At 43.5% G+C, this 12,974-nt stretch carries 14 protein-coding genes; 5 read left to right on the plus strand and 9 right to left on the minus strand.

The features are described 5' to 3' along the window. Positions 1–100: 100 nt before the first annotated feature. Positions 101–349, minus strand: a complete 249-nt coding sequence (locus tag AC5JPO_RS10910) for an HP1242/YdcH family protein (protein ID WP_443525672.1) — start codon at positions 347–349, stop codon at positions 101–103. A gap of 360 nt (positions 350–709) precedes the next feature. Here AC5JPO_RS10910 and ahpF point away from each other — a divergent pair, with 360 nt between their 5' ends. After that, a complete protein-coding gene (ahpF, locus tag AC5JPO_RS10915) occupies positions 710–2,284 on the plus strand; it encodes an alkyl hydroperoxide reductase subunit F (RefSeq protein ID WP_443525674.1) in 1,575 nt (524 codons plus the stop codon). 293 nt (positions 2,285–2,577) lie between these two features. Next, positions 2,578–4,026, plus strand: a complete 1,449-nt coding sequence (locus AC5JPO_RS10920; RefSeq protein ID WP_443525676.1) for an alanine/glycine:cation symporter family protein — start codon at positions 2,578–2,580, stop codon at positions 4,024–4,026. 107 nt (positions 4,027–4,133) lie between these two features. Here the strand turns inward: AC5JPO_RS10920 and AC5JPO_RS10925 are convergent, their stop codons facing one another. From AC5JPO_RS10925 to AC5JPO_RS10950, 6 genes are all read right to left on the minus strand, one after another. Further along, positions 4,134–4,895: a glutathione S-transferase family protein gene (locus tag AC5JPO_RS10925; protein WP_443525678.1), complete on the minus strand. Its 762-nt coding sequence runs from the start codon at positions 4,893–4,895 to the stop codon at positions 4,134–4,136. Between the two features lie 178 nt (positions 4,896–5,073). Continuing rightward, positions 5,074–5,931: a bile acid:sodium symporter family protein gene (locus AC5JPO_RS10930; protein WP_443525679.1), complete on the minus strand. Its 858-nt coding sequence runs from the start codon at positions 5,929–5,931 to the stop codon at positions 5,074–5,076. 398 nt (positions 5,932–6,329) lie between these two features. Then, positions 6,330–6,662 carry a protein tyrosine phosphatase family protein gene (locus AC5JPO_RS10935; RefSeq protein ID WP_443525681.1) on the minus strand — a complete coding sequence of 111 codons (333 nt, stop codon included), beginning with the start codon at positions 6,660–6,662 and terminating at the stop codon, positions 6,330–6,332. 67 nt (positions 6,663–6,729) lie between these two features. Beyond that, the gene (locus tag AC5JPO_RS10940) at positions 6,730–7,056 is read right to left on the minus strand and encodes a protein tyrosine phosphatase family protein (protein ID WP_319050883.1); all 327 of its coding nucleotides are present in this window, start codon (positions 7,054–7,056) and stop codon (positions 6,730–6,732) included. Positions 7,057–7,314: 258 nt separating this feature from the next. Next, positions 7,315–9,024 (minus strand): SulP family inorganic anion transporter, encoded by a 1,710-nt coding sequence (locus tag AC5JPO_RS10945; protein ID WP_443525682.1) that lies wholly within the window; start codon positions 9,022–9,024, stop codon positions 7,315–7,317. Between the two features lie 54 nt (positions 9,025–9,078). Then, on the minus strand, positions 9,079–9,441 hold the full coding sequence (locus AC5JPO_RS10950; protein ID WP_319050881.1) for an ArsR/SmtB family transcription factor: 363 nt from the start codon (positions 9,439–9,441) through the stop codon (positions 9,079–9,081). Positions 9,442–9,738: 297 nt separating this feature from the next. On the opposite strand from AC5JPO_RS10950, the gene AC5JPO_RS10955 reads away from it, so the two are divergent. The 3 genes from AC5JPO_RS10955 to trxA all read left to right on the plus strand — a co-directional run bounded on the left by AC5JPO_RS10955 (position 9,739) and on the right by trxA (position 11,917). After that, complete coding sequence (locus AC5JPO_RS10955) at positions 9,739–10,611, plus strand: MBL fold metallo-hydrolase (RefSeq protein WP_443525684.1); 873 nt, start codon at positions 9,739–9,741, stop codon at positions 10,609–10,611. 117 nt (positions 10,612–10,728) lie between these two features. Next, positions 10,729–11,349, plus strand: a complete 621-nt coding sequence (locus AC5JPO_RS10960; RefSeq protein ID WP_443525685.1) for a class I SAM-dependent methyltransferase — start codon at positions 10,729–10,731, stop codon at positions 11,347–11,349. A gap of 130 nt (positions 11,350–11,479) precedes the next feature. Further along, positions 11,480–11,917 (plus strand): thioredoxin, encoded by a 438-nt coding sequence (trxA, locus tag AC5JPO_RS10965; protein WP_443525686.1) that lies wholly within the window; start codon positions 11,480–11,482, stop codon positions 11,915–11,917. 140 nt (positions 11,918–12,057) lie between these two features. Here trxA and AC5JPO_RS10970 read toward each other — a convergent pair whose 3' ends face one another. Then, a complete protein-coding gene (locus AC5JPO_RS10970; RefSeq protein ID WP_443525687.1) occupies positions 12,058–12,459 on the minus strand; it encodes a hypothetical protein in 402 nt (133 codons plus the stop codon). 109 nt (positions 12,460–12,568) lie between these two features. Continuing rightward, positions 12,569–12,928, minus strand: a complete 360-nt coding sequence (locus tag AC5JPO_RS10975; RefSeq protein ID WP_443525688.1) for a SirB2 family protein — start codon at positions 12,926–12,928, stop codon at positions 12,569–12,571. Between the last annotated feature and the right edge of the window lie 46 nt (positions 12,929–12,974).

The raw sequence follows: 12,974 nt of genomic DNA on the forward strand, positions 1-12,974 counted from the left end.
TATGTTGATGGGGTCTTTTTTTATATGAGTTAAAGCTTAATTTATTGATGACATTTCCACTAGTCTACAGAATCTGTATAGATTGACAGTAAACATACTACTAAATAGGAGAGTCTTCTTTATTCTTATCGATAATCTTATAAATCTCATCTTTAAGATGTAGTTTATGGCGCTTCATTTTTTCTATTTCTTCTTCGCGGCTAGCATGCTTTACTAGGTCTTTTTCGAGGTAGTTGATTTTTTGATCAAGCTGAGTATGCTCCTCAAAAATACTCGCAAAATGACTGTCTTTGAGTTTGAGCTCGGCGATGATCTCTCTGTTGTCGTGGAGCGTGTCTGTTTTTCTCATGTGTTCATCCTTGTCATTAAACGCAACCTTGCTACACATAGTCGCGAATTGTTTTAAAAAACGGCTTAACTTAAGAACTATTCTCGATTGTAGCGAAAAAAACATACAGACACCATGACTATTATCTACCAGTGTATTTATATTTAATACAATAAAACTATTTATGATTGGTTTTATAAAACTTGATATTTGAGTTTCTCAGCTTGCTGAATTTGCTCAAACGCATGATAATAGGGACATTCAAGGGCAATAACTCGATAGATACAACATTTTATATAAAACTATTAATTTTAGAATCTTATATTTAGACGTGCAGCATGACCGTTGCCGTTACATATTCAGTCATAATGAGGAACAAACATGATAGACCAAAATTTATTAGATGCCGTTAAGAGCTATAGTGAAAATATGACACGTCCGATTACCTTTGTATTGGGTAATGGTGAGCACAGTAAGCGCGCAGAACTGATCGATTTTTTGACTAAAATTGCTGGTACCACTGACAAAATCAACTTCAGTGCAGAATCAACTGATGACAGCTTGCCAAGCGCAATCAGCTTCAAGGTAGTTAGTCATGTAGATGGTGCGTCAGAAGATACTGGTATTGTATTTAGCGGTATTCCAGGCGGTCATGAGTTTACCTCACTGATCCTTGCAATATTGCAAGCGGGTGGTCATACGCTAAAACTGGACGAAGGTATTCAAAAGCTGGTTAAGCGCTTCAACAAGCCATTACAGTTCCAGACCTATGTGTCGTTGTCATGCCATAGCTGTCCAGAAGTCGTTCAGGCATTGAACCAGTTTGCGCTATTGAATGACGGTATCAGCAATGAGATGATCGATGGTGCACTGTTTCAAGAACAAGTAGACGCAAACAAGATCCAAGGCGTACCAGCAGTATTCTTGAACGGTAAGCCATTTGCTAATGGTCTAATAGATACTGCAAAACTAATCGGTAAGTTACAAGAGCAGTTCCCTGACTTGTTGTCAGAAGTAGAAGATGCTGAGCAACTAGAGCAGCAAGACGTCACTATCATCGGTGCGGGTCCTGCAGGTGTAGCGGCTGCCATTTATACTGCTCGTAAAGGTCTAAAAGTGACGATGGTTGCTGATCGTATCGGTGGTCAGGTCAAAGACACGCAAGATATCGAAAACCTAATCTCTGTACCCTTGACCAATGGTACCGACCTGTCTGGTAATTTCGTCAAACACTTGGCCGAGTACAATATCACGCTAAAAGAGCATGTCAGCGTAAAAGACATCGGCGAGACCGAAGAAGAGAACTATAGTATCAATCTAAACACTGGTGAGACCTTTGAGACGCGTAGTATTATCTTGGCAACAGGTGCCCAGTGGCGCAAACTTGGCGTACCAGGTGAGGAAGAAAACATCGGTAAAGGCGTGGCGTTCTGTGCTCATTGTGATGGCCCATTCTTCAAGGGTAAGGACATCTCAGTCATTGGTGGTGGTAACTCAGGCGTTGAAGCAGCACTAGATTTGGCAGGTATCGTCAAACACGTGACTGTACTGGAATTCGCTGATGAATTAAAAGCTGACCAAGTATTGATTAACAAAGCTAAAGAAAAAGCCAATATTGAATTCATCACAGGTGCCGCGACTCAAGAAATCAAAGCAACTGATGGCAAAGTATCCTCTATCGTGTACCAAGACCGCAGTACAGGTGAGACTCACGAGCGTGACTTGTCAGGGGTGTTTGTACAGATTGGTCTAGTACCAAATACTGGGTTCATCAAAGGTTTTGTTGATTTAAACCGTTTTGGCGAGATTGAAATTGATGAGCGCTGCCATACAGATCGTAAAGGTATCTTTGCTTGTGGTGACGTCACGACCGTACCGTTCAAGCAGATCAATATCGCGATGGGCGAAGGTAGTAAAGCTGCGTTGTCAGCGTTTGAATACTTAGTCATGCAATAAGCGGGTTATGCAGTAAGCGGGTCATGTAGTAGATCATTAAATTGTCAATTAAAAATAAAAAGCCACCTTGTTTGAGGTGGCTTTTTTTATGACGTTGTATAAACCGTTCTCTACAAAGGAGAGTTTAATAAATAGAAAATAGCCGTTTAAATGAGCTAATAAAGTAGTCATTCCTAGAAAATATCAACATTTACGTTACAAATTTGTCATTCGCATTACAAATTCGCGTTGTTGATGCAATAATGAGCTCAATAGAACCTTTCAAAGCATCATGAACTATAAGGAAAGTAGGCATGGAATATATTGAAGCTTTTTTTGCCCTAATCGGGGATTTAACATGGGGCTGGGCACTCGTGCCTATGTTGGTTATTTTTGGTTTATTATTCACCATCGTGGGCAGATTCGCCCAGTTTAGATATTTCAAACGTATGTTCCGTGTGTTTAAAACGGATGAAGTAGGAGAAGATGGGATTTCTGCCCGTCAGGCGTTGCTCGTTTCTATCGGTGGACGTGTGGGCGGTGGTAACATTGCTGGTGTTGCGGTTGCAATCTCGTTAGGTGGCCCCGGTGCGGTCTTCTGGATGTGGGTTGTCGCACTCATTGGCATGATGACCAGTATTGTTGAGTGTAGTTTGGCTCAGCTTTACAAGCGTAGAGACAATGATGGTAACTTTCGTGGCGGCCCTGCAACCTATATCCTACATGGTTTAGGTAAAGACTACCGCTGGCTTGCTGTTATTTATGCTGTTTCTCTACTACTGTCTTTCTCTATTGGTTTTGTGGCATTCCAAGGCAACACGGTGGCAGGTTCTGCGCTTGAGAGCTTTGGGATTGAACGCTGGATGTCAGGGGTAGTACTGGTCATTGCAGGTGGGTTCATTGTCTTTGGCGGTATCCAGCGCATTGCAAAAGTAGCCGACGTTGTCATTCCAGTAATGGCACTGATCTATCTTGGGATGGCGCTTATTATTATCGCACTCAACTTCACAGAGATACCTGCATTGATGGTAATGATTGTCAAAAATGCGTTTGGTATTGAATCTGTCGTGGGCGGTGGTATCGGTGTAGCGATTGAGCAGGGTATGAAGCGCGGGTTGTTCTCTAATGAGGCCGGTTTGGGTTCTGCTCCTAATATTGCAGCTACCGCTTACGCCACGCACCCTGTGAGTCAAGGTATCTCACAATCACTATCTGTGTTCATCGATACGTTAGTTGTGTGTAGTGCCACAGCATTTATGATTTTGTTAAGCGGGGTCTATCAACCAGGTGCCGAGGTCGATGGTATCGTACTTGCTCAGCAGGCGCTAACGACTCAGCTTGGAGACTGGGCACAGTATATTCTGACCATATCGCTGCTGCTATTTGCACTTAGTTCTATCATGTATAACTATTATATGGGCGAAAACGCGATTAACTTTTTGGTTAAAAAGAACATTAAAAAAGCGACTTTGATTTTACGAATTGTCGTGATTGCGATATTGTTCTTGGGCGCAGTAGCCCCTACGGCAACCGCGGTATTCTTCTTCGCTGATCCATTAATGGGTGTGCTAGCACTAGCCAACTTATTGGCCTTGATTATGCTATTTCCGCGAGCCAAACGTCTACTTGACGATTTTGCAAGACAATTAAAATCAGGGGTTAAAGAACCGTTATTCGATGCACAAGAGTATGAAAAGTTAGATCTCGATATGAGTGCATGGGGTAAAAAAGCGGTAAAAGAAGCGTTAGATCAAAAACAGTAGTACGTATACGCTTAATGTCTTATGAAAGCAAAAACCACTTTAGCTGAGCTGAAGTGGTTTTTTTGTGCAAGATACTGTCCATGCTCAAATTATGCCCGAAATGACGGTTATTCGCTCATATGCTCGCTATTCGCCAAAATACCTGATAACGAGACAATCTCACCCGCTTCATCTTCTTCAACGATTCGCGTCTCTTGTAGGGCTGCCTGAACCCAAGTCTCTATATCTGGGTGATTCATCATCGTGTGACAGTACTGCTTAGTAAGCGGCTGCAAGACAATATTGGACGCGTCGGCATAGGTCTGTAATCGCAGCACTACCGGGGCAAAAAACACATCAGCTGCTGTAAAGTGTCCGAACAAATAGCTGTCCTCTGAACGTCCTTGTAAACAATCTGCAAAAATACCCTCAATACGAGCAATATCGGCTAGGCAAGCAACACTCGGTTGTATCTTAGCGATTGCTCTGATATTCATCGGCATCTCATTACGTATACCTGACAACCCTGAATGCATCTCAGCAATGATGCTCTGGCAATAAGCACTGTTTATTCTATTTTGAGTATCGTATGTGTTAGCGCTAGATTTATTGACACCCGTCCAAATATCAATATCCGTAAAATACTCATTAACCTGTATCGCAATGGCCAGCGTATCCCAGACAGTTACTTGTTTGTCCCCCTCACCATAGACCAATATAGGAACTTTTCCCGTTGGTGAGTGCGCCTCCAATACTGGACGTGCTGATGAATCAAACAGCTCGATTAGCTGCTCCTCAAAATCGATGTTAAATGCCTTTAAGAGTAGCCAGGCCCGTAGTGACCAAGACGAGTAGTTTTTATTGCCGATAATCAGTATTGGTTTTTGCATCATATCGTCCCATTAGGTCATAGTAGAGAGTGTCATTATGTGCTCAATATCAAGGGTTGACCAGTCTATAATCTGAGTAATATTCATATCATTACTTAGATTATTTAAGTTATACGATGATAAAAGATGCCCATCCAATACCAAGGTGAGCGCTCTGTGTTTTCTATGTACGTTATCATCAGTTTTTATTTTTGATCAAAGCAATGATGGGAAGCGCAACCACATACATCAGCACACCATATAAGGCAGCGGGCAGTGCAATCACTGGCAGAGTACTTACACCCATAATAATAGGCGCTAAAGTAATGGCGGTTGTACTGTTCTGAATACTGGTCTCTATCGAGATGGTTTTTGTATCAAACCAGCTGAGCTTTAGGACTCTAGAGATTAGGATACTAATAGCAAATAAAATAGCAATCATAAAGACCAGCTCTAACCCAATTTGGGTGAACTGTGACTGTAGTAATTGCCAGTTAGAGGCAATAGCAGCAAAGACAATCAATACAAAAAATACACTAGCTAAACCATTAAGAAGGCTGCTGCGACGTACCATAAAATCAGTAAATTTATAGCGAGCGAGCATACCAAGCGTCACTGGTAATGTGGTTAATAAGAACATGACTAGACCAATCTTGATGGCGCTAATAGAGTTCGCTTGATCTTGCATAAAATGATCGAAAGCCAACGTGATTAAAATAGGGAGCGTAATCACAGACAATATGCTGACCACTCCTGTCAATGCGATAGAGAGTGCGACATTGCCTTTGGCATAATAGGTCAGCATATTGCTGGTGACGCCGCCTGGACAAAAACTAATAAGCATAATCCCAAAAGCAATGGCGGGCGGCGGCGTCATCACTAATACGACTGCTAATGCAACCAAAGGTACCAGCACAACTTGATTAATCAAGCCGACAAAGAACGCTTTTGGATATTTAGCAATGACTTTAAAATCACTAAGTTTTAACCCTGCTCCTAGGGTAAACATAATATAGGCAAGTGCTAGTGGGAGTAATGCTAGCGCAGTATTATTCATTAAACATTCCTTGTAAAACTAAAGTGCCATATAAAGATGGCTCGTTGAGAATCAATAGTAGCGGGAGGGCATTGTCCCCCTATGCAGCTACTCACATTCCATGTTTTTAAACAACTGATTGTCCAGATATTGAGTGACATAGATATTTAAGTATAAAAGAGCTGATTCTAATGCTAATGACATACTTAGTTGTCTTAATCACTCAAAGAGATTAAGTGCTCTGAATGATAATAGCTCTATTACACTTACTTAGTAACCCACTTGTTGTGACTATGATGGTTCTTAAGTAGTATTAAGAGCCTTTTGCGCTGTCTGCGTGTAATGCGTTTTTAAGCATAATAAAAAGCCCACAAGGTTTTGTGGGCTAAATATTTTAATCACCTAAGATTCTTATGGCTCTAGTCATCTAACAAATCCATACGTTTCGCAGCTTCATAGATACCCGTTGAGCGATTGCCAGTACGGCAAAAGATGAGCATTGGCTGCTCAGCTTGGTTAAAGAAATCAGCGAATTCTTCGACATGGTTTTGATTGAGCTCGCTACCAGCGAATGATACTTCTTTATACGCGAGCCCCGCTTCTTTAGCCGCGGCTTCAATCTCTGCACTGGTAGGCTGACCCGGCTCTTCACCATCTGGACGATTATTGATAATGGTTTTAAAACCGTTCTCGGCAATCATAGGCATTTGGTCAGGGGTGATCTGTCCGGCAAAGCTAACTTCATGGCTCATAGGAGCTCCTTTTTTATGGGTTTGGTTGGTATTATAATTAGATTAATCGGTTGGGCAATAGAGTTGGTTATAGTAGACCTTGCATCAATGCGCTTTGGTACAGTAGTTTGGCACGCGCCCCAGTGCCACAAAACATCAATATAGGCTTCGGCATTGCGTGATAAAAGTCAGCAAACTGTTCTACGGTCAGCATACTTAGGCGCTCATCATCAAATGGGAGATGATGATAAGTTAGGTTTGCTTCCTTGGTCGCAGTTGCCAAATCACAGCTATCAGGTTGTGTCTCAATCTCAGCATCTGGACGTATATTGAGCACTGAGCGGTAGCCAAGCTCGGCAATTTTGATACATTGGCTTGGATATATCTGCTTGTAAATCGTTAAGTCGTCGGTCATAAGTCGCGTCAATTATTGTTGTGAATAGTTATAGTATTAAAGGGTAGGTCATGACAATCAAAAGACAGGTCAGTCTCGTTGAGACTAAAGCTGTGAGCCAGTAGCTGTCTGTGTATGGTTAGCTGTGTACTGTGAGCTCTGTATAGTCGGTATAGCATAACACAGGCTCTATCGTAGCGATATTGTGCGATGGATGCTATGGCCAGTTATGCTCTAAAAGACACACACATTCTAAAGAAGATGCACATCATGTCATCGTCAAATGTTTTTCAAAGCATCGACGGCATCTAAGGTACTCAGATAGACCTGCCCTGATAACTCACTAATCAGTGGCGTTTGACCGATAACATCCATGACAGGCCCTTTGATAAAGCTAAAATGCAGACGCTTATTTTGTAGTGCAAGCTCTTGGTTTAGAGTACTGAGCATTTCTTGCGCGGTCAGGTCGATATGATTGACCGCCGCCATAATCAATACGACCTCGTGTGCTGCTGGATACTGCTGCATAGCATTTAGAATACGACGATGTACGGACTCACTATTACCAAAGAATAGACTCTCATCGATACGTAGCATCAGTAAATTATCAAAAGTCACCACATCATGACGATTGATATTACGAAAATGTCCGCTACCACCCAACTGTCCAACGATAGCCACATGCGGCTTGCTTGATTGCCATATAAGGCTCGCAAACGACACCATCAGCCCAATGACCAGACCTGTATTGAGTCCAAATATCAGCACACCAATGAACGCGGCCAAAAAACTGGCGCCATCTAAGCGATCACGCTGCCAAGCAGACTTCAGAGTCGTGATATCTATCAGCCCAATGATGGATGCCATAATAGTGGCACCCAGTAGGGCGTAAGGCAGAGGGGCAAGCGCATTGCTAAAGGCTATCAAGGCCGCAATCATCACCAGTACCGTCACTAGGCTGGCAAGCGGCGTTTTGGCTCCTGAATCTGCGTTGATAGCCGTACGTGAGAAACCGCCTGCAATAGCAAAGCTCTGAAACAGTCCGCCAGATAGGTTGGCCAGACCAAGGCCAGTCAGCTCATGATTGGCATCAAACCGCTCTCCCCGTAAGCGTGCATAGGTACTGGCCACTGAGCTACTAGATACAAATACGATCAGCGCCATCAAGCCTGCTGTTGGCAAGAGCTTGAGCGCTTCTTGTAAGTCTGTCACATGCGGCAGCGTAAAGCTCGGTAATCCTTGCGGAATACGACCAATAGTGGCAACACCCAGTGCGCTCCAGTGCATTACGATGCTCAGAACGATGGCAAAGCCAAGTAAGACGAGTGGAAATAGACGCTCTGCCCATTTGGCATACGATGCCGATAGCCACGTTCGCCATACCCACTCACTGGCGTAGCGATTAGCCACCAAGAGCGCAAAAGCAATGACACCAATAACCAAAGTCAAAGGATGTAACTGACTGGCATAGCGCTGCATGGTAGATAAATAACCGACCAAGCTGTTACCAGTGATGGGAATTGCCATCAGGTACTTGAGTTGGCTGACAAAGATCAGTACTGCAGCTCCGCTCACAAATCCTGCTGAAACGCCGCGACTAATAAACTGCATGATCCAGCCAAGCTTCAGCCGTCCAGCAATCCATAGTAGTGCGCCTACCATCAATGCCAGTAGGCTTGCCATCAGTGCGTACTGCTCTGAGCCTTGCTCAGCGTAGGGTAGCAGACCGCTCGCCGTCATAATAGCGGTAATAGCGACAGGTCCGACAGCCTGTACGTTGCTAGAGCCAAGCCATGCATAGACGATTACAGGTACGATCGCTGCATACAGACCATACACAGGTGGCAGCCCTGCAAGTACCGCGTAGCCTAAGCTCTGCGGTATCACCAATACGCCTACCACGAGTCCTGCGACAAGGTCAGTCGGCAATGCGGTTAGCTGGTATTGGCGCAGCCAAGTAGGAATAAGACGGCCAGTGATAGAAGACATATCAATACATCACCAAAATAAAAATCATCATAAGACAGCTAGGCGAGTACGGCATTATTCCGCTTTGGCACAAAATCTTTGATAAAGCAGCTCTAATACAGCCAAGGCATCGTCACTTGCGATGCTATAGTAAATCTGCTTGCCCTCGCGCCGTGTCGCTACCAGCTGGTCTTTACGCAAGATACCCAGTTGCTGCGACAAGCTTGGCTGTCCAACACCGACCAAGCCTTCAAGCTCACCGACACAGTACTCGCCTTGGGTCAACTGACAAAGTAGTAACAGTCGATCAGGGTGTGAGAGTGATTTTAACAACTGACTCGCTTGCATGGATGCTTGTTGCATTTGTTTGGCAAGATCAATAGAGGCAAAATCTGCGTTATCAGATGACATATCATCATTAGCGCTATGAGCAGACATATCCGCTGCTGCAGGTGAAGTAGCCAGAGTGAGCTCCTTATATAATAGGGTAGTGACTACCGTATTATTTTCAATAATATATGTTTGATTATCAATGATATCACGCCGCATATCAAGATATCATTATTTACATTATATAAATTGATAAAGTGTATTGCAGTTGTTATATTGGTGATAACAGATAAGTTATAAGTTCAAACAAGCATTATATACGACTCAATATCATACTTAAGGGTTAATTAAAGATAATAAACGCCCTATAACGAAAACACTCCATAGATAAGTAAAGAGGTAACCATGCAAGTTCATTCTTTCTTAGACAGTGATACAGAAACCTATACTCATGTGCTCGCTGATGTCGAGCAGCAACTGTGCGCCATTGTCGATCCAGTCCTAAACTTTGATGCAAAGTCGGGCAGAACCAATACCAGTAGCGCTGATGAAGTCATTGAATTTGTCCGTGAGCATGGCTGGACACTCAAATATATCATTGAGACCCATGCCCATGCCGATCACCTATCTGCTGCCATTCATGTCAAAGAAAGTCTTGGCGGTGAGCTGGTTATCGGTCAGCATATTACCGAAGTACAAAAAATATTTAAGCAAATATTTAATTTTGACAGCAGGTTCCGTACTGATGCTGGTCAGTTTGATATTTTGACAGATGATGGTCAGACGCTAGCGCTGGGGAGTATTACTATTACTGCGCTGTATGTACCCGGTCATACCCGTGCCGATATGGCATATATGGCTACTGATGAAGAAAAAACAGTGATTTTTGTTGGTGATACTTTGTTCGCGCCTGACGTGGGTACTGCCCGTTGTGACTTTCCAGGCGGTGATGCCAAAACGCTTTATCACTCTATTCAAAAGCTATTGGCACTTCCCGAAGATACGGTGATGTATTTGTGTCATGATTATCCAAGCAAGGGGCGTCAGCATTGTCCAACGACTACTGTTGCGGCACAAAAACTAGAAAATATTCATGTCAAAGACAGCATCAACGAAGCGGAGTTTGTAGATATGCGTGAGCGCCGTGATGCGACTTTGGATATGCCGCGCCTGATTATTCCTGCAGTACAAGTAAATATAGATGCAGGGCATTTGCCAGAGCCAGAAGACAACGGTACGCGTTATCTGAAAGTACCGATTAATGTGCTTGGTGAGTAAGTCAGACAGGGTCATGAGTGACCGTTAGCAACAAGAGGGACTCGCTTCTTTCCACAATACAGTATGTTTGGTATAGATGCTTATAAGCGCTCAGGGTGTTGATAAAGGGAGAGAGTAATGAACCTATATGAGCGCTATGTACTACCAAAAATGATAGATGTCGCTTGTAGTACAGGCAATGTGATGAAAGCGCGTTCCAAAATTGTTCCGCAAGCGTTCGGCGAGGTGTTGGAGATTGGCATTGGTAGCGGTCTGAATCTACAATTTTACGATACCAAAAAAGTCTCTGCCATTGTCGGTGTCGATCCAGCAGCTCAAATGCAGTCACTTGCACATGAGCGAGCGGCTAACATTGATATTCCAGTTGAGGTAATAGCCGTCGATGTACAAGGTATTCATGCCAAAACTGATCAATTCGATACCATCGTGATGACTTTTACCCTATGCAGTATCGACGATCCAGTAGCTGCACTTCAAGAAATGGCACGTGTGCTAAAACCTAATGGACGCTTGTTATTTTGTGAGCACGGGCTAGCACCAGACTTGACTGTTGAGCGTTGGCAGCATCGTTTGACACCTTTTTGGAAACCAATAGCAGGCGGTTGTCACTTAGACCGTGATATTCCAGCATTGATCAGAGCGGGTGGGTTTGCTATTGATAAATTGAGCGAAGCGTATTTGCCTGGTCCACGACCGATGAGCTATGTCTATAGCGGTGTGGCACAGCAAATAGCATAGAGAAGGAAAATAGTGAACTGTGCTAAAATTATTTGTCTGCGTAGATTATACGTTGAGCTTGGGTTATAAATACCAATATCGAACTTATAAAAAGTAAAGTGATTAGAATAATTAAAATAGGAATCAGATGATGAGCGAACAAAGTTTCCATTTAGTATGCCTGCAGTGTCAAGCAACCAACCGTGTACCTGCCGCACGGCTAAGTGCTGCACCAAAATGTGGTAAATGTAGCCAGCTATTATTGACTGCCAGTCCACATGAGCTGAACGCGCAAACGACCAGTAAAGTCATTCAAAAAAATGATGTATTAACCATCGTAGACTTTTGGGCGAGCTGGTGCCAGCCATGTATTATGATGGCACCAGAATTCAAAGCGGCTGCTGGTCAATTGCCGCAAGTGGTCTTTGCCAAAGTGCAAACGGATAAATACGAGCAAGCTGCTGCTCCTTATAATATTCGCAGCCTGCCAACGATGGTGGCCTTTAGGCATGGCAAGGAGATTGCGCGTCAATCAGGCGCACTGCCAAGCCATCAAATAGTGCAGTGGGTGCAAAGCTTGCAGGCGTAGCGCTTAGTAAAGCAGTATGCGTCAAATTAGGACAGTGCTCATAAAAGCGATAACAAGAAAAAAGCCAATATGCGGATCGCGTATTGGCTTTTTTCTTGTTATCGCACTGTCTCAATTATGTAGAGAGCTTTTGCTTGATTTTATTCACCATAAATTTTGATGCCATTGGCAAAGCTACAGCGCTGAATACGAGCAGATTGGACAATCGCATCACGCTCACCATAGAGACGCGAGAGTTTTGCATCGCGTGCTTTGGTGTTGTTGCTTTTGCCAACACCAAAGCTGATATTGGGAGAGATACCCCAACGTCCTGCAGAAATGCCCACACCCACGCCTGAAGTTGACAAGGTAGATTGCTCACTGCGAGCGGCTTCAACATAACGGTTGACGCGCGCGTACTCTTGACTGAGTGCTTGGCAATTATAATTTTGATAAGTGCTTGGCGGGACATATTGCGGTGTGACATTACCAGTAGAAGCACAGCCTGAGAGCGCAAAGATGCCAGCTGCTGCCAGTAGGGTCGCTGTCGTAAACGTTTTCATGAGGGCTCCATTAGGCTAAGTGATTGTATTTATGTCTATTTAAGATAACAAATACCGCATCATTAAGATATTAAAAAATATCGAATACTCACTAAAAGGGTAGAGACAATCAGAATAAATTTGCTGGTTTGGCAAAGGCAAGTATCACGATGCCAAGATAGGCAACTGCAGCAATAAGAATGCCTGTTTTTCTCTGAACAGGGGTTGCGTTAGCATTAAAGGCTTTGATGCTAGAGCTAATAGCAGCAACAAGCAAAATAATCTTAGCAAACACCCACTGTACAGGGGCATTAGCACTCATTAACTGCATCAGCATTATGGCACCTGACAAGATGAGCACAGCGTAGATAATATGAGTGGCTATTTTGACCACACGCGGTGCACGCCTGTCAGCGCTCAGTACTAAATAACTTTGGTATAGAAATAATATAACGGTCAGCGCTGCCATTAACATGTGTAGATGTTTCATCGAATCTTGCTCCCTTTTGCATTATGATATGCGGGCATATTTAAAC

The organism is Psychrobacter sp. H25, from assembly GCF_059076335.1.

Coding starts and splice junctions, on each gene's coding strand:
- AC5JPO_RS10920 (WP_443525676.1), top strand. CDS start 2,578: ATGGAATATATTGAAGCTTTTTTTGCCCTAATCGGGGATTTAACATGG.
- AC5JPO_RS10935 (WP_443525681.1), bottom strand. CDS start 6,662: ATGAGCCATGAAGTTAGCTTTGCCGGACAGATCACCCCTGACCAAATG.
- AC5JPO_RS10930 (WP_443525679.1), bottom strand. CDS start 5,931: ATGAATAATACTGCGCTAGCATTACTCCCACTAGCACTTGCCTATATT.
- trxA (WP_443525686.1), top strand. CDS start 11,480: ATGAGCGAACAAAGTTTCCATTTAGTATGCCTGCAGTGTCAAGCAACC.
- AC5JPO_RS10975 (WP_443525688.1), bottom strand. CDS start 12,928: ATGAAACATCTACACATGTTAATGGCAGCGCTGACCGTTATATTATTT.
- AC5JPO_RS10955 (WP_443525684.1), top strand. CDS start 9,739: ATGCAAGTTCATTCTTTCTTAGACAGTGATACAGAAACCTATACTCAT.
- AC5JPO_RS10960 (WP_443525685.1), top strand. CDS start 10,729: ATGAACCTATATGAGCGCTATGTACTACCAAAAATGATAGATGTCGCT.
- AC5JPO_RS10940 (WP_319050883.1), bottom strand. CDS start 7,056: ATGACCGACGACTTAACGATTTACAAGCAGATATATCCAAGCCAATGT.
- AC5JPO_RS10950 (WP_319050881.1), bottom strand. CDS start 9,441: ATGTCTGCTCATAGCGCTAATGATGATATGTCATCTGATAACGCAGAT.
- AC5JPO_RS10925 (WP_443525678.1), bottom strand. CDS start 4,895: ATGCAAAAACCAATACTGATTATCGGCAATAAAAACTACTCGTCTTGG.
- ahpF (WP_443525674.1), top strand. CDS start 710: ATGATAGACCAAAATTTATTAGATGCCGTTAAGAGCTATAGTGAAAAT.
- AC5JPO_RS10910 (WP_443525672.1), bottom strand. CDS start 349: ATGAGAAAAACAGACACGCTCCACGACAACAGAGAGATCATCGCCGAG.
- AC5JPO_RS10970 (WP_443525687.1), bottom strand. CDS start 12,459: ATGAAAACGTTTACGACAGCGACCCTACTGGCAGCAGCTGGCATCTTT.
- AC5JPO_RS10945 (WP_443525682.1), bottom strand. CDS start 9,024: ATGTCTTCTATCACTGGCCGTCTTATTCCTACTTGGCTGCGCCAATAC.